At 31.1% G+C, this 21573-nt stretch carries 21 protein-coding genes and 1 other annotated feature; of the genes, 6 read left to right on the forward strand and 15 right to left on the reverse strand.

What is annotated here, in order from left to right; genetic code table 11:
• Window positions 1-12: 12 nt before the first annotated feature.
• Window positions 13-300: a post-transcriptional regulator gene (locus KEC48_RS05095; RefSeq protein WP_087357878.1), complete on the reverse strand. Its 288-nt coding sequence runs from the start codon at window positions 298-300 to the stop codon at window positions 13-15.
• A gap of 79 nt (window positions 301-379) precedes the next feature.
• Here KEC48_RS05095 and KEC48_RS05100 point away from each other — a divergent pair, with 79 nt between their 5' ends.
• On the forward strand, window positions 380-1690 hold the full coding sequence (locus KEC48_RS05100) for an oligosaccharide flippase family protein (protein WP_211964780.1): 1311 nt from the start codon (window positions 380-382) through the stop codon (window positions 1688-1690).
• Here the strand turns inward: KEC48_RS05100 and KEC48_RS05105 are convergent.
• The 11 genes from KEC48_RS05105 to KEC48_RS05155 all read right to left on the reverse strand — a co-directional run bounded on the left by KEC48_RS05105 (window position 1685) and on the right by KEC48_RS05155 (window position 13107).
• Window positions 1685-2824 (reverse strand): aminotransferase class I/II-fold pyridoxal phosphate-dependent enzyme, encoded by a 1140-nt coding sequence (locus KEC48_RS05105; protein ID WP_211964782.1) that lies wholly within the window; start codon window positions 2822-2824, stop codon window positions 1685-1687. The two genes, KEC48_RS05100 and KEC48_RS05105, sit on opposite strands and share 6 nt — an antisense overlap.
• On the reverse strand, window positions 2824-3552 hold the full coding sequence (locus KEC48_RS05110; protein WP_211964784.1) for an amino acid ABC transporter ATP-binding protein: 729 nt from the start codon (window positions 3550-3552) through the stop codon (window positions 2824-2826). Before KEC48_RS05110 ends, KEC48_RS05105 begins: the two co-directional genes overlap by 1 nt.
• Window positions 3545-4228, reverse strand: a complete 684-nt coding sequence (locus KEC48_RS05115) for an amino acid ABC transporter permease (RefSeq protein ID WP_283092213.1) — start codon at window positions 4226-4228, stop codon at window positions 3545-3547. Before KEC48_RS05115 ends, KEC48_RS05110 begins: the two co-directional genes overlap by 8 nt.
• A 19-nt stretch (window positions 4229-4247) precedes the next feature.
• Window positions 4248-5036 (reverse strand): transporter substrate-binding domain-containing protein, encoded by a 789-nt coding sequence (locus tag KEC48_RS05120; protein WP_211964788.1) that lies wholly within the window; start codon window positions 5034-5036, stop codon window positions 4248-4250.
• 118 nt (window positions 5037-5154) lie between these two features.
• Window positions 5155-5361: a binding site (T-box leader), on the reverse strand.
• Window positions 5362-5491: 130 nt separating this feature from the next.
• On the reverse strand, window positions 5492-5725 hold the full coding sequence (locus tag KEC48_RS05125) for a hypothetical protein (protein ID WP_205089106.1): 234 nt from the start codon (window positions 5723-5725) through the stop codon (window positions 5492-5494).
• An 8-nt stretch (window positions 5726-5733) separates the two neighbouring features.
• Entirely contained in the window at window positions 5734-6270 is a 537-nt protein-coding gene (locus KEC48_RS05130) for a nitroreductase family protein (RefSeq protein ID WP_087357885.1), read from the reverse strand.
• A 31-nt stretch (window positions 6271-6301) separates the two neighbouring features.
• The gene (locus KEC48_RS05135; RefSeq protein ID WP_087357886.1) at window positions 6302-7210 is read right to left on the reverse strand and encodes a hypothetical protein; all 909 of its coding nucleotides are present in this window, start codon (window positions 7208-7210) and stop codon (window positions 6302-6304) included.
• Window positions 7211-7277: 67 nt separating this feature from the next.
• Window positions 7278-9173, reverse strand: a complete 1896-nt coding sequence (htpG, locus tag KEC48_RS05140) for a molecular chaperone HtpG (protein ID WP_087357887.1) — start codon at window positions 9171-9173, stop codon at window positions 7278-7280.
• Between the two features lie 166 nt (window positions 9174-9339).
• Window positions 9340-10752, reverse strand: a complete 1413-nt coding sequence (locus KEC48_RS05145) for a glycoside hydrolase family 1 protein (RefSeq protein ID WP_087357888.1) — start codon at window positions 10750-10752, stop codon at window positions 9340-9342.
• A gap of 158 nt (window positions 10753-10910) precedes the next feature.
• On the reverse strand, window positions 10911-12308 hold the full coding sequence (locus KEC48_RS05150) for a glycoside hydrolase family 1 protein (RefSeq protein ID WP_211964789.1): 1398 nt from the start codon (window positions 12306-12308) through the stop codon (window positions 10911-10913).
• Window positions 12309-12441: 133 nt separating this feature from the next.
• Window positions 12442-13107 (reverse strand): nitroreductase family protein, encoded by a 666-nt coding sequence (locus KEC48_RS05155; RefSeq protein ID WP_087358935.1) that lies wholly within the window; start codon window positions 13105-13107, stop codon window positions 12442-12444.
• A gap of 110 nt (window positions 13108-13217) precedes the next feature.
• On the opposite strand from KEC48_RS05155, the gene KEC48_RS05160 reads away from it, so the two are divergent.
• Together KEC48_RS05160 and KEC48_RS05165 are read left to right on the forward strand one after the other, a co-directional pair.
• Window positions 13218-14102: a MurR/RpiR family transcriptional regulator gene (locus tag KEC48_RS05160; RefSeq protein ID WP_087358933.1), complete on the forward strand. Its 885-nt coding sequence runs from the start codon at window positions 13218-13220 to the stop codon at window positions 14100-14102.
• A 78-nt stretch (window positions 14103-14180) separates the two neighbouring features.
• On the forward strand, window positions 14181-15380 hold the full coding sequence (locus tag KEC48_RS05165; RefSeq protein WP_087358931.1) for an MFS transporter: 1200 nt from the start codon (window positions 14181-14183) through the stop codon (window positions 15378-15380).
• A gap of 17 nt (window positions 15381-15397) precedes the next feature.
• Here KEC48_RS05165 and rbr read toward each other — a convergent pair whose 3' ends face one another.
• A complete protein-coding gene (rbr, locus tag KEC48_RS05170; protein WP_087358929.1) occupies window positions 15398-16048 on the reverse strand; it encodes a rubrerythrin in 651 nt (216 codons plus the stop codon).
• 248 nt (window positions 16049-16296) lie between these two features.
• Between rbr and KEC48_RS05175 the strand changes: the two genes are divergently transcribed.
• Genes KEC48_RS05175 through KEC48_RS05185 form a run of 3 tightly spaced genes read left to right on the forward strand, consistent with a single transcriptional unit; the run spans window position 16297 to window position 18863 of the window.
• Window positions 16297-16887: an ECF transporter S component gene (locus KEC48_RS05175; protein WP_087358927.1), complete on the forward strand. Its 591-nt coding sequence runs from the start codon at window positions 16297-16299 to the stop codon at window positions 16885-16887.
• Between the two features lie 9 nt (window positions 16888-16896).
• Entirely contained in the window at window positions 16897-18090 is a 1194-nt protein-coding gene (gene coaBC, locus KEC48_RS05180) for a bifunctional phosphopantothenoylcysteine decarboxylase/phosphopantothenate--cysteine ligase CoaBC (protein WP_087358925.1), read from the forward strand.
• A complete protein-coding gene (locus KEC48_RS05185; RefSeq protein WP_087358923.1) occupies window positions 18084-18863 on the forward strand; it encodes a type III pantothenate kinase in 780 nt (259 codons plus the stop codon). Before coaBC ends, KEC48_RS05185 begins: the two co-directional genes overlap by 7 nt.
• Here the strand turns inward: KEC48_RS05185 and KEC48_RS05190 are convergent.
• Both KEC48_RS05190 and malQ read right to left on the reverse strand, forming a co-directional pair.
• Entirely contained in the window at window positions 18858-20120 is a 1263-nt protein-coding gene (locus tag KEC48_RS05190; RefSeq protein ID WP_211964790.1) for a patatin-like phospholipase family protein, read from the reverse strand. The genes KEC48_RS05185 and KEC48_RS05190 overlap by 6 nt on opposite strands.
• Window positions 20117-21565, reverse strand: a complete 1449-nt coding sequence (malQ, locus tag KEC48_RS05195) for a 4-alpha-glucanotransferase (RefSeq protein ID WP_211964791.1) — start codon at window positions 21563-21565, stop codon at window positions 20117-20119. The genes KEC48_RS05190 and malQ overlap by 4 nt, the downstream gene beginning before the upstream one ends.
• Window positions 21566-21573: the final 8 nt, after the last annotated feature.

Raw genomic sequence — 21573 nt, forward strand, 5'->3', positions numbered from 1 at the left:
AAGTTAGAGGCACTATTTCGCAATAAAATCACTAAAATCATCAATTTTCATCGTTGATGCTTCTTTAATGACTTTCATCTTTAAATAATCAAAAACCTCAGAGAAACGCAAAGACATAATATCATCAATCACATCACACATCGCTTTTGTTTCTACATCTTTCCATTTAATAGAATAAAGATAATCCTTTATATCATAACTATTAATGTCATGAACCCCTTCATTTTTAAATTCATTAGCTTTTATACGAATTAAAAAAAGAATATCTAGTGGCAAGTTATTCTTAATATTGATTTCCATTGACTGCACTTCCTAACATATTTTTTAAATAATTAACATATTTATTATAAAGGAAATTCGACAATAAAGGAAGTATTTTATGAAAAGAAAATTGATTAATTCATTTCTCATCTTAACAGCCAGTACCCTCATCACCAAAGTCTTTTCATTACTCAATCGTATGCTTTTATCACGACTTTTAGATGAAAATGGAATGGCACTTTATATTTTGGTTATTCCAACATTATCTTTATGCATTACCTTAGCCCAGTTTTCCGTTCCATCTGCAGTTTTTCGCTTGATTTCACATCCCAAATACAACAACAAAAAGATTATTATTTCAGCATTATGTATATGTTTTATAACATGTTTATGTATTATGGGCACACTTTTGTGTTTTTCAAAAATAATAGCTGTTTATTTTCTAAAACAAAGTGATGCTTATTTTCCACTTTTATGTATGCTTCCCTTTATTCCTCTGGTAGGAATAAGTGGTATTATCAAAAACTATTATTTAGGAAAAGAAGATGTCTGGAATCTTTCACTTGCTCAATTATTTGAAGAAGTTTCTCGTATTGTTTTTACTTATATTGTCATCCAAAAATTTCATCATCTTCCCATGCCCTATTTAGTCAGCATTGCTATTATTGCTATGAGTATTGGGGAAATCACTTCTATTCTTTTTTTAATGTTACGTTTAAAAAGGAAAGTCAACTGGCATTATCATCCCCTTTCCTATTTTCAAAGTCACTTTCTATTCAAAGATATGATGAATATTGCTTTACCCTTAACAGGATCAAGACTGCTGCATGTTGGCTACAATTTTTTAGAACCCATTCTTCTTGTTTCGATTTTGACAAAACTACATATTGAAGAAACCCAAATTCATCTTCAATATGCAATAATAAGTGGTTATGTCATTTCATTACTTGTGACACCTACTTTTTTCAACAATGTGATTTTAAGACTGTTAATTCCTATTTTAAATAAAGATCTTGCTTATAATCGCATCGATGCACTTAAAAAACATGTTTTCTATAGTCTTATCGTTTGCTTTTTCATTAGTCTTCCTTTTACATTGATCTTTTACTTTTATGGTGATATCTGTCTTCAAATCATGTACAACACAACCAAAGGATATCAGTATCTTCAGTATATGTGTATTCCTTTTACAATTTTTTATTTACAGACACCCTTAAGTGCCACATTACAGGCACTCAATAAAAATAAAGAAATGTTTATGATGAGTACTTTAGAAGTTTTCATTGAACTAGTTTGTCTAATTATTTTAATTCCTCGCTTTCATGTTGCAAGTGTCGCTATCGTCATGTTAATAGGATTATTTTCAACACTTGTTTTTTCATTTTATTTTGTCTATCAATTTGTTTATAAACATAAAAAAAGCCTATAACACAATGGAAATAGGCTTTTGATCAAATTGTCTTAACCAACGTGAAAAAGTCATTAAACCTTCTTTCATGATTTGTTCATCTTGTGTAAATCCAAATCTTAAATGATATTCCACATCAAAGGCACTTCCCGGAACAAAGAAGACACCTGTTTCTTTTTGCAACTTTTCACAAAAGAGTGTTGAAGGCATATCCACATGGTAATGTAAAAAACAAACTGTTCCATGACGTGGAATAACACACGAAACAAGTGGTTCTTGATCTAACCATCGTTGAAGAATATCTTTATTTTTCTGACAAATGCTTAAACTACGTTTTAAAATCTCATCTTTATTTTCTAAAATCAGACAAGCCAAATAATCATCTAAAGGTCCACTACTGATAATATGATAGTCACGACGATAATTAATCAAATCAATCACTTCTTGAGGGCCTTTAATCCAACCTAGTCTTAATCCGGCAAAAGAAAATACTTTTGACAAACTTTGTGTGACTATCGCCTGATCATAGTAATCACTGAATGAGGGATACAAACCACAAGCTTTTGTATCAACCCCTCGATAAATTTCATCACATAAAATATAACAGTGATGTTCCTTAGCCAAATCAATGATTTCTTTCATTAAAGGCAAAGGAATTGTTGTTCCAGTTGGATTGTTAGGTGAGTTTAAACAAATCATTTTGGTGTTATCTTGTATGCATGATTGAAAATCCTCAATAGTTGGTAACCACTCGTTTTCTTCTTTTAAGGTAATCAAAGAAACTTCACAACCTAATGATAAAGGAAAATCATACATTTGCTGATATGTAGGAAACAAACTGATTACATGATCTCCTGCTTCCAGCAAACTCATCATGACCAATTCATTAGCATTAATGGCCCCATGAGTAATAGTGATATGACTTTCATCACCCGTTTCATATAACGATAAAATGGCTTTTTTTAAACGTTGAGAACCTACAATAGGTCCATAATCCATTTTCATAGACATGATATGATCACTGATATTTTCTGATACAAATTGTTGAAGTTCTGATAAAGTTAAGGATGACACACATGTTTCTGTCAAATTATATTGACAGTCATTTTCATGATCAGTCATCCATGTTTCTACTTTAAATTCGTTAATTTTCATTAGTGCATAACCTTATTTAAAAAATCTTGTGCTCTTTGTGTTTTAGGATGCTTAAAGAATTCTTCAGCATTATTTTCTTCAACAATTTTTCCATCTTCCAAAAAGATAACACGATTGGCAACTGTACGTGCAAATCCCATTTCATGTGTCACAACAACCATTGTCATTCCTTCATTGGCTAATTCCTGCATAACCTCCAAAACTTCAATAACCATTTCTGGATCCAAAGCACTTGTTGGTTCATCAAACAACATAATTTCTGGACTCATGCATAAACTTCTGGCTATTGCAACTCTTTGTTTTTGTCCACCTGATAATTTATTTGGATATTCATCTTTTTTATCAAGAAGACCCACTCTTTCCAAGTATTGACAAGCTATTTGTTCTGCTTCTTCTTTGCTTTTTTTCATCACTTGAATAGGGGCTAAAGTCAAATTTTCTAAAACTGTCATATTAGGAAAAAGATTAAAATGTTGAAAAACAAATCCCTTTAATCCTCTTAATTTTTTATAATTTTCACTATCTTTTTCATCAAGTAATTGATCATTAACATAGATATGACCACTTTCTGGTTTTTCTAATCCATTAATACATCTTAGCACTGTACTTTTTCCAGAACCAGAAGGACCAATCAAGCAAACGATTTCCCCTTTTTTAATTTCTAAGGAAACATCATTAACAGCCTTTAAATCATTAAATTGTTTTACAATATTCTCTACTTTAATCACTAACTGCCAACTTCCTTTCTATTTTCTTTGCTATATATGAAATAGTCAAAGTCATAACAAGATAATAAACTCCTGCCAAACAATAAGGTGACATAAATTCATAATATTGATTTCCTAATACTTTAGCAGAATTTAATAATTCAACAAGACCTATAATACTGACTAATGATGAATCCTTAATCAAGGTAATAAATTCACTAATCAAAGGTGGCACGATTCTTTTAAATGCCTGTGGTAAAATAACAAGACGCATTGTTTGCCATCTTGATAACCCTAAAGTTTCACAGGCTTCCCATTGTCCTTTATCAATACCATTGATACCACTTCTGATTAATTCTGTTGTATATGCCCCACTATTAATACTCATGGCAACAACTCCAATGAGAAAATAATTCATTCTAAAAACTTCACCTGTAATCTGCGTAACAATAATAGGAACAACATTAAAAATCAGCATGATTTGTAAAAGCATCGGTGTTCCACGAATGACTTCTACATATATATTTCCTAATATTCTTAATAATCTATTCTTTGATATCTTTGCTGAAGCTCCTAGAATACCAAAAATCAATCCAATAAAAAGGGATAGAGCTGCCATACTTAATGACACCATTGCCCCCTTAAATAGATATATCAAATTGTCTATAGTGAGTATGTCCCAAAAAGCTGTAAACATATTCTATCCCCTTTCTCATCTATTCTTCTAATTGTTTTAAACCATATTTTTCACATAATTGTGTATAATCATCACTTGCTAAAAACTGATCCAAAGCTTTGTTAACCAAATTAATCATATCTTCATTTCCTTCTTTAGCAATAATATAATTCTTTTCATCTAACAAAGATTCTTCTAACATTACAAAGCCTTGTTCTTTGACATAATTTTGAGCAACTGCCAAGTCTACAACAACGGCATCATATTGATGACTTGTTAAAGCACTAAAAATTTCTTGCACATTAGAAACAGAAACAACTTTAGCATTTTTGATTGACTTCGCAGCATCTTCACCTGTTGCTCCACTTTGTGCAGCAATGACTTTTCCTTCAAGATCAGCAACTGTCTTAATATCAGAATCTTTATTCACAACAGCAACTTGAGCTGTGGCAGTATATGGTTTAGACCATTCAACTTTTCTGTCTTCATCATAAGTAAATCCAGAAACACCTAAATCCATTTGACCACTTTGTACTTGAGAAACAATATTTTCAAATGACATTTGATGCCATGTAAATTTATATTCTGTTTTATCATCGTTTAAATAACTTGGAAATAAAGCTACCATATCTGGATCAAATCCTACAATATTTCCATCAGTATCTAAAGATTCATATGGTGCATAGTCTGGAGATACTGCAACATGAATTTCTTTTACTTCTTTTCCTGAACTTGCTTGTGTATCAGTTGTTTCTTTTTCATTTCCCCCACAAGCTGTTACTGTTAATGCCATAGCGGCTACTAATAATCCTTTAAATAATTTTTTCATTTTCTTTCCCTCATCTTTCCTCTATTTTTATTTTTTATCCATTTTTTTGTGAATGTCACCGTAAGATCAACCTCATCATGAAATCCCCCTTTTCATAAAAAAACGCCTCTTAGTTTAACTAAGAGACGAAATTATCGCGGTACCACTCTTTTTGATATATCAAAGATATATCCACCTCTATCCTTAAAGCAGATTCACTCAATACCCTACTCCATTCAAGTATCGTTCTCCAAAGTGCGGTTCATTTAAACGCCTATACTGATCTCACACCAACATCAGTTCGCTTTATATTTGTTTAAACTACTCTCTTTTTCATCGAATTTTTTGATATGCTTCTATTATATGCATTTGATTAAACATGTCAATACTTTTTTTGCTTTTTCTCAATATTCATCTATTATTTTCTATTTAAACATAAAAACAGAACTAATTTTATAAAATATATAAATTTTATTTTATTTTTTCATATAAAATAAAATTTGTTCACTAACATCATGAAGCTTTTGAATCGGTTCTTCCATTAAATCAAGTTGACATTGTAAATCATCCAATTGATTATTTAACTCTTGAATTTCATTTTTTTGTTCCTTGATTTGTTTTATTTTTGATGCCATCTTCTCTCTATAATCCAAAATATAAATTGTCAAAAATAAACAAAGCAATCCACCAATAATATATATAATAATCATAATCATCCTCATTTCATGACAACAATATCTGCAAATTCTTTTCGTGGAGGTCTTTGGACTTCTTCGTCACTATATCCCACAGCAATCACACTCACAACAGCTTGATTTTCTGGAATAGAGAAAAATGCCTGAATAGCTTTTTCATCACGAATCCCCATCACTAACGTTGATAATCCTAACTCTGTTGCTTTTAAAATAAGATTCATATTATGCATACCACAATCATAATAACCCCAGCCATTTCCTAATTCATTTGTTGGAGTTCCATCTTTATTATAACCAGAACGATTTAAAACAATCGTTGAAACAATAAGTATTGGAGCATCACCTACATTTTCTTGATTAAATTCTGGCAAAGCAGCCTTAATAGCCTGTCTAGCTTCTTCACTTTCAGCAATATAATAACGTGTCACCTGCGAATTTTTCCATGAAGGTGCTAATATAGCTGCTTCAATCATCTGTTTTATAAGTTTTCTTTCTACTGGCTTTTGAAGGTAATGTCTACGCACACTTTTTCTTTTTTCTAATACTTCCTGTAATTCCATAAATACCACCCCTATTTATTATAATCTTGATTTAATCCTTTTGCAATGTTTCTTCACTGAGATATTGTGAAGGAATGATTGATAATGGTGCAATATCTTGAATATGATCACCATCTTCATGCAAAGCATACATTCCATCAAGTTCTAGATAAAACGTATCTTGTTCATTTATTTGATAAGGCAAATAGACATCCTCACTGTAAACACTGTCTAAACACAAACAAAGTTTTGTATCTGGATAAAGTTGATGGTCTAACGGTTCAAAGAAAATCTGGTTTTCAGTTTTATCAACAACTTTCATCAAAATACGGCTATATCCCTTCTTTGATGAAGAAGTTTCTACATTCTGACTCTGACTCTTTTGCCAATCTTCTGTTGTCATTTCAAGAGGTTCATAAGGAAATAAAGCTTTTGATACTTGATAATCACTTTGTCCATTAATAATTTGTACATCAATAGGAATATCACTGTCTTTCGTTATAAAAATACGCTCTGTATTGACCATTGTTATAAGTCCTAATAAATGACCACTATAATCAAAATTCTTTTTAGAAAAGATATCTCGCATAAAATCTTGACTCATCGTAATCGTCAATTGAGAATAATCTTCATTTATTTTTACGGATGTTTCTAAATCATTGAATTGTTGAATGACCTCTGTCATGAATTGCTGATTCTTCTCTAAAAATGCCTGAGCCTGTTTTTCATCAGCTTCAATAAATAAATAATCATCTTTAATATATATGTTTTCTCCATATTGTCTATCAATAGATATATCATCTTCTTTTTCATAATGAATAATATTTTGATAAAAGTCTGCATTTAAAAACCAGTCGTAGTATCTGCTTAAACGATAGACTGTGATATTTGATTTTTCCTTTGTTTGACATCCTATTAGACATAAACATATCATCAATAAAATAATTCCTCTTTTTTTCATATGCCTCACCTATTTTTATTATAGCATAAAAAAAGAAACGAAAATCAAAATCGTTTCTTTCCATCTATTATTTATTAGCATCTACCATTAACTGACAAACTTTATTAGAGAATTCAACAGGATCATCAATACTAAATCCTTCAATCAATAAAGCCTGATCATATAATAATGAAGCATAATCATTAATTTTTTCTTTATCTTTTTCAAATAAAGACTGTAAAGCATTAAATATAGCATGATTTGGATTAATCTCTAAAATTCTTCCTGCTTTGATGTTTTGTCCATCTGGCATTTGATTGAGAACTTTTTCCATTTCAAAAGACACACCTTCACTACTTACTAAACAAACAGGATGTGTTTTTAAACGAGCAGAAACTTTCACATCTTGAACTTTGTCTTTTAATGCTTCTTTAAGTGTTGAAATCAAATCTTTATTGTCTTCACTGACTTTTTCTAACTCTTTCTTTTCTTCTTCACTATCAATATCTAAATCACCTTGATTAATATTTTTAAATGGTTTTTCTTTATATTCTCTTAACATCTGAATACAGAATTCATCCACATTATCAATCATATAAAGAATATCAAAACCTTTATCTTTCACCATTTCTACAGTTGGTAAATGATCAATCTTTTCATAACTTTCACCACTGGCAAAATAGATTTCTTTTTGATCTTCTTTCATATTTTCAACATATTCAGCAAAAGTTATCATTTTCTTTTCATTGGCACTATAATATAACAATAAATCCTGTAATTTATCTTTTAACATACCATAGCTGTTATAAATACCAAATTTTAACTGTAATCCAAAGTTTTTAAAGAATTCTTCATATTTTTCACGATCATTCTTTAACATTTTTTCCAATTCACTTTGAATGCGTTTTTCAATTTTATCAGCAATAATCTTTAATTGACGATCATGTTGTAACATTTCACGAGAAATATTTAATGATAAATCTTGTGAATCAACTAAACCTTTAACAAATCTAAAATGTTCTGGTACAAGTTCACTCGCTTTATCCATAATAAAGACACCACGTGAATAAAGCTGCAACCCTTTTTCATAATCTTGTGAATAATAATTCATTGGTGGTTTAGAAGGAATAAATAATAATGAATCATATGAAATTGTTCCCTCTACACTGTTATGCATTACACATAATGGATCACTGAAATCATTAAATTTATCTTTATAGAATTCATTATAATCTTCTTGTGTAATTTCTTTTTTAGGTCTTTTCCATAAAGGAACCATTGAGTTCAATGTCTTATTTTCAATCACTTGTTCATATTCATCACTATCTTCTTTTTTCTTAGAAGTTGTCATATCCATTTTAATAGGATAATGAACATAATCAGAATACTTCTTAACCAATCTTTGAATTTCATATTCATCTAAATATTGATCATAATTTTCATCATCAGTATTATCTTTTAAGTATAAATTGATTCTTGTTCCATGATTTGGATAATCTGTTTCATTAATAGTATATCCATCACTTGTATCAGATTCCCAGATATAAGCCTGATCTTCTCCAAATTTTTTAGAAATCACTTCAACCTTATGAGCAACCATAAATGCTGAATAGAATCCAACCCCGAATTGTCCAATAATATCAACATCATCTTGTCCTTTTTCTAATGCCTGTTTAAATTCAAAAGAACCACTATTAGCAATCGTTCCTAAATGTTCTTCTAATTCTTTTGCATTCATACCAATACCTTGATCAATAATAGATAACATACGATGATCTTTATTGATCACAATTTGAATAGATAAATCTTCTCTTGAAATACCATTTAAATTTTCAGTTAGTGCTTTATAATATAATTTATCAGAAGCATCACTTGCATTAGAAATTAATTCTCTTAAAAAGATTTCTTTATGTGTATAAATAGAATTAATCATTAAATCTAATAATCTTTGTGATTCAGCTTTAAATTGTTTCTTTTCTGCCATAATTACATCTCCTTTATTAGCACTCTACCCATTTTTGTGCTAATAGTATCTTACACCTTCTCGTTAGCACTGTCAAGTCCAATGTGCTAAAGTCATCTTCTTTTCTTTAAATCTTTTTTCAAAAATAAAAAAGACTCACTATCACAAGTGAATCTTTTCCATCATTTTAATCTAAATCTTCACCATTAGATTTAAAGACTTTAGAAATCCAATAGAATGATTTTTTAGGAATACGTTTTAAATCTCGCATATCTTTATTTGTTCTATTGACATAAACAAATCCATAACGTTTATCCATATTACACATACTTGCTAAAATATCAATTGGTCCCCATGTAATATATCCTAGACATGGAACACCTTCTTCAAACATCGCATTTTCCATTTCTTTGATATGATCTCTATGATAATTGATACGATAGTCATCTTCAATTGTTTTTCCAGCAGCAAGCATAGCATCAACTTCTTCTTGAGTCATATCTTCACGCCAACCTACACCATTTTCCAATACGAAAACAGGTAAATCAGAACGTACATGTAAATCATTCAATGTCCATCTAAATCCAATCGGATCGATTTCCCATCCCCATTCATTGGCTTCACAATGTGGATTTTTCACAATATGTTCATTGACAACTTCATGATAAGGTCTTTCTAAATCAAATTCTCCTTCAGTAATTGTATTAGAACGATAATAACTGAATGCAATATAGTCAACAGTATATTTCAATAATTCTTCGTCACCTTCTTCAAAATGAGGCATCCATCCTCTATTTTCAAGATAAGCAACCATATAATCAGGGTATTTTCCTTTCGCAAAGACATCAACATGGAAACCATTCATATATTGATAAGCTTGCCATGCAAATAAATTATTTTTAGGTGTATTTGTATATGGATAAATATTTGTAACAGCAGCCATACCACAGAATTTAGCATCTGGTTGTAATTCTCTTAATGCTTTAACAGCTTTACAGTGAGCAATGAAAACATTATGATTCACTTGATATAAATGTTTAGCTTCACTGACACCTTCAGGAATTTCTTCTGCATTAGAAACTCTTAACATCATACCATGTAAATTCTGTTCATTGAAACTCATCCAATGTTTGACACGATCTCCAAATCTTTCAATACATACTCTAGCATATCTTTCAAAACAATCAACAACATAACGAGATGCAAAACCATTATAGTTTTTCACTAAATGATAAGGCATATCAAAATGAACTAATGTAATCATTGGTTCAATTCCAGCAGCTAATAACTTATCAATTAAATCACTATAGAATTTGACACCTTCTTCATTCACTGGTTCATCTAATGTTCCATTAGGAATAATTCTTGACCAGCAAATAGAAAAACGATAAAAATTAAATCCCATTTCTTTCATTAATGCAATATCTTCATCATAACGATGATATTCATCAATTGCTACATTCCAATCTGAAAATTCAGGATTCATTGGTCTGACATCATAAACACAGACACCTTTACCTCCCTCATTTCTTGCTCCTTCTGTTTGAAATGAAGATACTGATCCACCCCAGTAAAAACCTTTTGGCATTTTCTTTTCCACAATTTCTTCCTCCTTATTCTCTACCAATTATTTTATAATAAATTATTTCAAGAGTAAACGCAGTTCACTGACTTTATAATGAAGTTTCATAAAAGATAATATATTATATATAAATATGAAACTCTGTTTCAAAAAAAGATTGTCATTGCAGACAATCTTTATTCAAATTCTTTTGTACGAGCTACTTCTCTCATCCAGCTGGCAGATTTCTTTTCTTTACGTTTATAACCATCATCAAGACACACTCTTACAAATCCATAACGATTTTTAAACGCATTACACCAAGACCAGTTATCAATTGCACCCCAGTAATGATAACCTAAACAATTCGCTCCATCTTCAATGGCTTTTGCAATCCATTCTAAATGATCTCTAACAAACTCTATACGATAGTCATCTTGAATAACACCATTTTCATCCATAAATTTTTCTTCACCTTCAACACCCATTCCATTTTCTGAAATAAAAAATGGTAAATCAGGACATTCTTTTTTGATTTTCATACCAAAATCATAAATTCCTTTAGGATAAATTTCCCATCCACGATGAACATTCATTTTTCTTTCAGGCCAAATGTATGGTTTCGCAATACATGGCAATCCATTTTCATCGAATTTTGAATCTGGTGCCTGAACACGTGTTGGCTGATAATAATTAAATCCTAACCAGTCAACTTTTCCTTGAGCTAAAATAGCTTCATCTCCAACACGGCGATTGATTTCAACTTTCCAGTCATTTTCCACTGTATCTAAAACATCTTCAGGTAAATGTCCATGTGCCACAACATCTAACCACCAGCGATTATGTAAACCATCTGTTATTCTCACGGCTTCTAAATCTTCAGCAGATGGATTATCTTTTGTATATGGTGGAGCAAAACAGTTAATCATCCCAATTTTTGCATCTTTACGAATTTTTCCTTCTTTTTGAAGCTTTCTAAAATTCATGACTGCTAAACAATGTGCTAAAGTAATATTGTATTGAACATTGATTGATTGTTTAAAATCTTTTTGATATGGATACCAAGTGCCATGTAAAAATTGTTGTTCTGGTTCTACAATAGGTTCATTAAAAGTAAACCAGTATTTAATTTTCTGACCAAATTCTTCCATTGCCTTTTTCACAAAATTAGCATACGCTTCCACAACTTCTCTATTTTGCCATCCACCACGTTTAACTAAATATTCAGGCATATCAAAATGATACATATTCATAAATATTTCAATTCCATTTTCGTGAGCACAATCAATCAACTGATGATACCATTTTGCTCCTTCAGGATTAATATTGCCATCTTGATCCAGTAATCTTGTCCATTGCATTGATGTTCTAAATGATTCAAAATTCATACTCTTTAATAATTGAATATCTGATTCATATTTGTGATACATATCATTTCCGACATATGATCCCACATTATTGTGAAAAGCATTAATTTCCATATCAGAATACATATCCCAATAAGAACGTAGTCTTCCTCCTACATTATAACTTCCTTCAGTTTGTGGTCCAGACATTGCTGCACCAAAGAAAAAATCTTTTGGTAATTTTATCATCTATAAATCCTCCTCTTGTTTATAAAGGCATTGTAAAAGATATTCTTCTTTGAGTAAATATTTTTTCATTATTTTATAAAATAATTTCATATTTTATAAAATTCTATATAAATTATGAAACATTGTTTCATAATTATTCCCACTGGAAATTTTCTTTTCCAGCACCTATTTCAAAATGATATTTGACAATACCTAAATCAATCTTTGTATAAAATCCTCGCTTTGCTTTGATTGATACTTTATGATGATGATAAATCAGTTGAAATCTTTGTTGATTCAAAGCTGTCGGTGCTAATAATGCATATTTGACTCCTTCTTGAAACCATTTTGGAAAAGGTTCATCTCCTTTAGCAACATCCTTTATTGTTTTACTACGATGCAACTTTCCCTGATTTTTTCCATACCCTACTACGATAACCGCAACCAGCTTTTCATCAGGATTCATTTGCATACATGAAATCATTTTCTTATAAGTCAAAGCCACCCAGCATGTATTTAAACCTAATTGTTGTGCAAATAAAACAAGATGTTCACCATAATAACCACATGTTTCTTCTAAATCTTGACTTCTTTTTCCAATCAATGCAATATAATTTTCAACCCCTTCAAATTGACCATAATGTGCCAGACGACTTTGAAATGATTGTGGTTCATTAGTTATGAGCTGAATATGTAAACCACTTCTTTGATTACATTCTTGTATCTTTCCTTTTAATTCTTCAATGATTTCTAAAGACAAAGGTCTTTTTATATATTGACGAACACTATGACGTTTTTCTATAGCTTCTTTTAAATCCATCAACATCGCCTCCTCCTACATATTTTAACATATGATCGTTTCATACAAAACATGAAAATATCAACTACTATGAAACTTTGTTTCATGTTATAATAGACTTGGTGATAACAATGAGTATAATGACACAATTAGAATTTGAACTAGAATTTTCTCAATCTGAAAAACAAATTGCCCGATATATTTTAAATCATGGCGAAGATGTTTTAAGTATGTCTGTCAAAACTTTAGCGAAACAGACTTATACTTCTCCTGCGACCATTGTTCGACTTTGTAAAAAGATGGGGTTAGAAGGTTATAATGATTTTAAAATCAAATATTCAGCTGAACTTCAATATGATTTACATCATACAGATCGTATTGATGTCAATTTTCCTTTTTCAAAAGAAGATAGTTATCCAATGATTTGTCATAAACTGTCTTCCTTATATCAAGAAGTCATTGCTGATACAATTAAACTCATTGATTTTTCAATGTTAGAAAAAATTGTTGATTTACTGTATACCCATGATCATATAGATATTTATGGTTCAGGCAATTCACTTCTGGCAGCCATGAGCTTTCAACATAAGATGATGCGTATTTCAAGAAATGTCAATTTAAAAATCCTGCATGGTGAACAGATATTTCAATCATATAACTCTAATGAAAATCATATTGCCATGATTATTTCATATTCTGGTGAAACAAACGAAAACATTCAGATTGCCCAAACATTAAAGGAAAAAGGCACTCCTATGATTATTTTAACATCCATTGGTAATAATCGTTTATCACATTATGCAAACTATATTTTAAATATTGGTTCAAGAGAAAAGATTTTTACCAAGATTGCACCATTTGCTTCTCAGATTTCTATTGAATATTTATTGAACATCATTTTCTCATGTATCTTTCAAAAAGATTACGATCAAAACATCCAAAACAAGGTCAGTTATGATAAAAAAAATGACTCTAGACATCCTTTATCCAGTCCTGTCAGTGATGAAAGAAAATAATTTCATATTCTGAAAAAAAATCATAATAAATAGATTTTTTGATATGATAAAATCGCTATGTGGGAGGGAAATAAAAACATGAAATCTTTACAAATGAAATATAATTTTGTACACATTCTTTTTTGGGTATCCTATTTATCTATTTATGGATATATAGCTATATTTTTACAATATCGAGGTTTAAGCAATACTGACATTGGTATTGTCAGTGGTGGTGGAGCCATCTTTTCTATCTTTTTTTCTCCATTCATCTCATCGCTTTTATCCAAAATCCCTCGTTTAAATATTAAAAATTTGATTCTTATCTTATACTTACTGATGTTTGGTATGTTTATCAGTTTATTTTTTATCACAACACCTATTTGGGTGATTATGTTATTTTATATTCTTTTATTAAGTACCGTTGTTTCCATTGTTCCATTTTTATCCATGCTGTGTATGAATTATCTTAAAGATGGACAATATATTAATTTTGGTTTATCACGTGGACTTGGTTCAATTGCCTATGCAACTGGAGCTATCGTCATTAGTCAGTTGATTGAACTCTTTAATCCAACAATCATTATTTTTGCTCATCTTATTTCAAGTATTGCCTTATTATATATGCTTTTTTCTATGCCCGATTATCAGACACATCAACAAGATACCAAAGAAAAACAATCAACAGCTTTTTCAATCATTCAAAATTATCGTACATTTTTTATGATTCTGGTTGCTTTTTCTCTGATGATAGCTGCCTCAACATCATTGTCAACTTATTTAATCAATATTGTAAAAAACTTAGGTGGAAGCACGTCTTTATATGGTGTGGCTGTGTTTTGCATGGCAGCCAGTGAAATGCCTTTGATGTCTGTGACTTTCCGTTTATTAAAAAAATATCGTGCTGAAACACTCATCCTTGCCAGTGCAGGATTCTATCTTATTAGAAACTTTATGATCTGTTTAGCTCCGTCACTTCCTATTCTTTTAATTGGTATGATGTTTCAAGGATTTTCTTATGGTTTATTTACCGCAACCATCACTTATTATGTCAATGATCATTTAGCAGAAAATGATCAAATGATGGGTCAAACAATGATTGCGATGATGTCTACTGGTTTAGGAGCAGCAATAGGTAATATTTTTGGAGGTATTTTACAAGATACTTTTGGCTTAAACAGTATGCTAATTTTTGTTGGTATTTTAACAATCTTAGGTTTTCTTATTATGTTCTTTACACTTAAAAACAAAACCGGTCTATCAAAAAGACCCCTTGTTGAATCATATGAAAAAAACTGATGTTATCATCAGTTTTTTTAGTAATTTTCTGTCATTCTTTCAAAATAAGCTTTTGGATAACCACATGTTGGACATCTTTCAGGTGCTTCTTCTCCTTCATAAATGAAACCACATTGTCTGCATTTCCATCCTTTTGGAGCATCACCTTTAAACGTTTTTCCTTCTTTATAGTTTTTCAATAATCTTAAATAACGGGCTTCATGAGATCTTTCAACTTTTCCAACATTTTCAAACTTAACAGCCAATTCTTCAAATCCTTCTTCTCTTGCTTCCTCAGCCATACGTTTGTACATATCAGTCCATTCTTCGTTTTCTCCTGCTGCTGCCACTTCTAAATTTTCATCTGTTGATCCAATGCCATGAAATTCAGCAAACCACATTTTCGCATGTTGTTTTTCTTGATTTGCTGTTTCTTCAAAAATTGCAGCAATCTGTTCCAGCCCTTCTTTTCTAGCCATTTCAGCAAAATAAGTATATTTATTTCTGGCTTGAGATTCACCTGCAAAAGCTTCCATTAAATTCTTTTCTGTTTTTGTTCCAGCATATTTTGATTTCTTTTCTTCTACTTTTTCAAATTGACTTGCTGGAGCCTTACAAACTGGACATTGGTCAGGAGCATTTTCTCCTTCATAAACATATCCACATACTTTACAAATCCATTTTGTCATTATTTTTTCCTCCTTATTCATCTACTTTCATTATACACCTAAAAAATAAGAAAGCAAGAACTTTTTGATAATAGTAATCATTATTATTTATAAATTCATTCTATGATTGCTTTTGTAAGCATAAACATGTATAATGTGAGATGAAAAAAAGAATGCTATAGTAGTGACTTTTTTAAGCACTAACTTTTCTTTTTGATCAAAATAATGAAACGTCGTATTCATAAATGAAATGACAGTGGAGGTAACAAATGAATCAACAAAAAACAAGGAATCTGGCTTTGATGTCACTTTTTATCGCTATTGAGATTCTCATGGTCATGGTTCCCTTTTTAGGATTTATTCCTATTGGTCCCTTACGTGCAACAACATTGCATATTCCCGTCATCATTGCTGGGATTGTTTTAGGAAAAAAGCAAGGAGCGCAAATTGGTCTGGTATTTGGTTTATCCAGCTTGATTATCAATACCATTCAACCAACAATAACATCTTTTGTCTTTTCTCCTTTTATCAGTGGCTCATTATGGAGTCTTGTTATTGCGATTATGCCAAGAGTATGTATTGGATATATTGCCGGTCTGATTTATGAAAAAGGAAAAAGCCATCCCATACCAGCCATGTGTTTAGGTTCTCTGGTGGGTGCTATGACTAATACAATCCTTGTTTTAGGAGGAATATATCTTTTTTTTGGCAATCAATATGCTACAGCTATAGGATTGTCATTGACTAAGCTTCTTCCCTATCTACTGACAATTATCGCAACAACGGGATTATTGGAAGCGGCTGTTGGAACAATCATTGCAGTTATTGTTTCTCGTATACTCATTCAATTTAAGAAATAAGGTGAAAAAATGTCTAAAAAAATCATTATTGGAATAACTGGCAGTATTGCCGCATTTAAAAGTGTTCAACTGATTAGTGATCTGATCAAAAAAGGATATCAGATAGAAGTGATGATGAGTGAAAGTGCTACACGTTTTATAACTCCTATCTGCATTCAATCACTAACCAAACGTAAAGTCTATGTCGATACATTTGATGATGAAAATCCTGCCATCATTACACATGTTGATATTGTCAAAGATGCTGATTTATTTATGGTCGTTCCTGCCAGTGCACATACCATTGCGAAACTGGCTTACGGAATGGCTGATAATATGCTGACAAGTGCTTTTCTTGCGGCAACATGTCCTAAACTCATTGCCCCTGCAATGAATGTTCATATGTATGAAAATGCAATCACACAAAGAAATATGCAAATACTAAAAGATGCTGGAGTCACATTTGTTGAACCTGTTTCTGGGTTACTGGCATGTGGGGATGTCGGTAAAGGAAAGTTGGCTGATGAAGATATTCTTTTAGAAATGATTGACTATATGTTCACACCTAAAGTTTTAAAAAATAAAAAAATTCTTGTGAGTGCCGGTCCAACTCAAGAAAGCATTGATCCTGTTCGTTTTATCACCAATCATTCCAGTGGTAAGATGGGTTATGCTTTAGCCCGTAGTGCCTTTTTAATGGGTGGGGATGTCACATTAATCAGTGGACCAACTCACTTAAATAAACCCTATGGTGTCAAAACAATTGATATTATAACGGCTCAACAAATGCATGATGAAATTATCAATCGTGTTCAGGATTTTGACTATATCATTATGTCAGCAGCCGTAGGAGATTATCGTTGTCAAAATATAGCTCAGGAAAAAATCAAAAAACATGAAGATACTTTGACATTACAGTTACAAAAAAATCAAGATATTCTTTTGGAAATGGGTCAGCATAAAAAACCACATCAGATTATTTGTGGTTTTGCAATGGAAACACAGGATTTAATTGAAAATGCTAAAGAAAAACTACTGAAGAAAAATTGCGATATGATTGTAGCTAATCATTTAAAAACAAAAGGAGCTGGTTTTCAAGGTGATACCAATGTTGTCAGCATTCTTACAAGTGAGTCTATTCATCATTATGATATAATGAGTAAAAATGAACTCGCTTTTGAAATCTTAAATCAGATGAAAAAATGGGAGGAACAAAAATGTTAATTGTTATTGATATTGGAAATACAAATATTACAATGGGAATCTATCATGAAGATCTCTTGATAGGAACTTATCGTTTAACAACAAAATTTCAAAGAACATCTGATGAATATGGTTTTATGCTTTTATCATTTTTAAATGCTTCAGCTATTACTGTTAAAGATATTGATGATATCATCATTAGTAGTGTTGTTCCTAAAATTAATTATTCATTTACAAATTCTATCAAAAAATATTTATTTAAAGAACCTATTTTTATTGGACCTGGTGTCAAAACAGGTATTGATATCCGTATTGACAACCCTTCTACATTAGGTGCCGATCGTTTAGTTGATGCCGTAGGTGCTTATTATACATATGGTGGTCCCTGTCTGGTCATTGATTTTGGAACAGCCACAACTTATGATGTTGTCAGCCATCAAGGCGAATTCTTAGGTGGAGCAACAGCTCCAGGTATTGGTATATGTGCCAATGCTCTTTCTTCACAGGCTGCTAAATTGCCTGAAATAGAAATTCAAAAACCTGAATGTGTAATTGCTAAAAATACAATTAAAAGTATGCAATCAGGTGTCTTTTTTGGATATATTGGTCAAACTGAATATTTAATTCAACAAATCAAAAAAGAATATCAGCAAGATATGAAAGTCATTTCGACAGGTGGTTTAGGAAGAATGATAGCAAAAGAAACTGCCCTCATAGATATTTATGATGCAGATTTAACTTTTAAAGGATTAAAAATTATTTATGATAAAACCAAAAGAAAGCAAAGCTTATAAACTTTGCTTTTTTATATAGAGCCACTTTATCAATTGAGCCATCATATATTGTTTATCAAATAATGTCATAAGACGTTCTATACCTATTTTATCATGTTCTGGATAAAGTAATAAATGAAGAATAACCCCAACCAGACCTCGACCATTCAAATGTTCTACAATATGCCAATCACCTAAGAAAACCTTTGAAAAATCACTTTGGCAATATTCTTGAAAATCTTTCAATATATCTTCAGTCAATATATCAAAACGATAAGCATAACTAATATCCCTTTCCAGCAGTTCACAAATCCAGTCAAGAATAACATATAAATAATCTTGTATCATTAAAGGTTCTTGAAAATGTGTTTCCAGAAAACGTTGATACAAATGATCTTGACTGCTGCTGTTTGTATATTCTCTTATCTTTCTTTCTGTATAAAGAACTTCATGATATATGATATCAAACAAAGACGTTTGAAAAGGTAAAAACGTATAACAATTGCCAACATATTTTTTCATTGTTTTTTGACCTTGAAGATAACCCAAACGAATCAATCGATCAAGTGAAGATCGAGAAAAATCCATAAAGCCATGAAGTTCTATTTGTGGGTGGGTATAGTGAATAGATGGACGATGGAGATAATGAGAATGTTTCACTGGATACGCCAAATCTATAACAAGAACTTCATCAGCTCCCATAGCAAGTGCTAAATCTATTGGAACATTATCAAAATAGCCACCATCTATATAAGACTGATTATCAAAATGATGGATGGGAAATAAAGGAAAACATGAAGCACTGGCCAAGAGATAATCATAAATATGTTGACGTGGCATTTCTTCTTTTGTGATATAGAGCGGCTTGAGTGATGGATAATGAACAGTACATAAACCAAAATCAATGGATGATTGAAGCAGCACATCTTCCTTTAACAATCGTCTAATCAAGTGTTTTAAGGGTGTAATATCTGCACCTTTTTCTTTCACATAAGTTTTAAAAAATGAAATAGCAAGATGAGATTGATCCAACATTGTTTCTAAATCACCACCTATTGTTGGCAATTCATTGGAAAAAATATCTTTTTCATCGACAGTTTCCCATAAATGCAAAAGAACATCTATATCCTTTTGAGCTAATAAACAAGCATTCAAAGCTCCAATAGATGTTCCCGTCACAATCTGATAATCCCATTTTGATTCATCAATGGCTTTCATAAATCCTGCTTGATAGGCTCCCTTGGCTCCTCCTCCAGCAAGAACAATCGCTTTTTTCATGCATAATCTCCCCTTTGACTCTCTACTATCATATGCGAGAATTGTTCAAGGTAGACATCAAATTCTTGAAAATCTATCAAATGATATTCCCAGTTAGGCGAACCAATTTGACCAGGTACATTAAAGCGACAATCACTCTGTTTTCCCATAATATCCCAAACTGGAATAATGACTTCTTCAGCTTCCAAATCCAAACAATAATGCAATACTTTCTGATACAAATGTTTTTCTGAATATTTTTTTAATTGTTGTTCCAATGTTTTATATTCTTCTTTTTTTATGGTCTTTAACCACCCATTTAAAGTATCGTTGTCATGTGTACCACTATATACAACAACTTTTGAAAAATCAAAATCTGAAGCATAATGAAACTGAAAAACATACATTCCTTTAAGATGATAATGATCTCTCAACTCATAAACTTCTGGTCTTAAATCACCTAAATCTTCAGCTAAAATAGATAAATGGTCCACTTGAGCATATAAGGCATCAAACAAATCATATGCAGGTCCTTCAATCCACTTTCCAATGACAGCTGTTGGTTCACTGGCTGGTATTTTCCAATAAGTATCAAACCCTCTAAAATGATCAATTCTGACACGATCATACATCTGTTGAGAAGCCTTCATACGATCCACCCAAAAGGCATAATGATGTTTTTTCAAATATTCCCAGTCATAAAGAGGATTTCCCCATCTTTGTCCAAATTTACTAAAATAATCTGGAGGTACTCCTGCTACAAATGAAGGTGTTCCATCTTCTTCTAATAAGAAACTTTCACGATTTTGCCAGACATCAGCAGAATCTAAGCCAACATATATAGGCATATCCCCAATAATTTCAATGTTATTTTGATGAGCATAATCTCTTAATTGTTGCCATTGCTGGAAAAAGAAATACTGTAAAAACATCTGGTAATCTATTTCCTTAGTAAAAGGTAATAATGAAAACGTATAATCATGATGATAATTTTTATATTCTTCTTCCCATTCAATCCATGATTTTTCTTGATGATGCGTTTTAAAAACACGAAAAATAGCGTAAGGATATAACCAAGAATGATTTTTTTCTACAAAATCATGATAATTGTCATCAGCATGGAAACGTGAAAAAGCCAATTGATAATATTTCTCTTTTTGTTTTCTGACACTCGTATAATCAACATATAAAGTCTGATTGACTTCCTCTTTGACTTCATTCTGTTTCAATAAACCTGCTTCAATTAATGTTTCAATATCCAAATAGATTTCATCACCAGCATGGCTTGATAATGGCTGATAAGGAGAATTCCCATATCCTAAAGGATTCAATGGCAGAATTTGCCATATATGAATATGTGCTTGAGCAATCTTATCAACAAATCGATATGCACTTTTACCAAAATCTCCTACTCCATATTGGCTTGGTAAAGCCGAAATAGGAAAAAGTATTCCTGTTTTTTTCATAGTTTCCA

This window comes from Clostridium sp. C1, assembly GCF_018223625.1.
Lineage (GTDB): Bacteria > Bacillota_I > Bacilli_A > Erysipelotrichales > Coprobacillaceae > Allocoprobacillus.

Coding starts and splice junctions, on each gene's coding strand:
- KEC48_RS05095 (WP_087357878.1), bottom strand. CDS start 300: ATGGAAATCAATATTAAGAATAACTTGCCACTAGATATTCTTTTTTTA.
- KEC48_RS05100 (WP_211964780.1), top strand. CDS start 380: ATGAAAAGAAAATTGATTAATTCATTTCTCATCTTAACAGCCAGTACC.
- KEC48_RS05105 (WP_211964782.1), bottom strand. CDS start 2,824: ATGAAAATTAACGAATTTAAAGTAGAAACATGGATGACTGATCATGAA.
- KEC48_RS05115 (WP_283092213.1), bottom strand. CDS start 4,228: ATGTTTACAGCTTTTTGGGACATACTCACTATAGACAATTTGATATAT.
- KEC48_RS05120 (WP_211964788.1), bottom strand. CDS start 5,036: ATGAAAAAATTATTTAAAGGATTATTAGTAGCCGCTATGGCATTAACA.
- KEC48_RS05125 (WP_205089106.1), bottom strand. CDS start 5,725: ATGATTATTATATATATTATTGGTGGATTGCTTTGTTTATTTTTGACA.
- KEC48_RS05130 (WP_087357885.1), bottom strand. CDS start 6,270: ATGGAATTACAGGAAGTATTAGAAAAAAGAAAAAGTGTGCGTAGACAT.
- KEC48_RS05135 (WP_087357886.1), bottom strand. CDS start 7,210: ATGAAAAAAAGAGGAATTATTTTATTGATGATATGTTTATGTCTAATA.
- htpG (WP_087357887.1), bottom strand. CDS start 9,173: ATGGCAGAAAAGAAACAATTTAAAGCTGAATCACAAAGATTATTAGAT.
- KEC48_RS05150 (WP_211964789.1), bottom strand. CDS start 12,308: ATGATAAAATTACCAAAAGATTTTTTCTTTGGTGCAGCAATGTCTGGA.
- KEC48_RS05155 (WP_087358935.1), bottom strand. CDS start 13,107: ATGGATTTAAAAGAAGCTATAGAAAAACGTCATAGTGTTCGTCAATAT.
- KEC48_RS05160 (WP_087358933.1), top strand. CDS start 13,218: ATGAGTATAATGACACAATTAGAATTTGAACTAGAATTTTCTCAATCT.
- KEC48_RS05165 (WP_087358931.1), top strand. CDS start 14,181: ATGAAATCTTTACAAATGAAATATAATTTTGTACACATTCTTTTTTGG.
- rbr (WP_087358929.1), bottom strand. CDS start 16,048: ATGACAAAATGGATTTGTAAAGTATGTGGATATGTTTATGAAGGAGAA.
- KEC48_RS05175 (WP_087358927.1), top strand. CDS start 16,297: ATGAATCAACAAAAAACAAGGAATCTGGCTTTGATGTCACTTTTTATC.
- coaBC (WP_087358925.1), top strand. CDS start 16,897: ATGTCTAAAAAAATCATTATTGGAATAACTGGCAGTATTGCCGCATTT.
- KEC48_RS05185 (WP_087358923.1), top strand. CDS start 18,084: ATGTTAATTGTTATTGATATTGGAAATACAAATATTACAATGGGAATC.
- KEC48_RS05190 (WP_211964790.1), bottom strand. CDS start 20,120: ATGAAAAAAGCGATTGTTCTTGCTGGAGGAGGAGCCAAGGGAGCCTAT.
- malQ (WP_211964791.1), bottom strand. CDS start 21,565: ATGAAAAAAACAGGAATACTTTTTCCTATTTCGGCTTTACCAAGCCAA.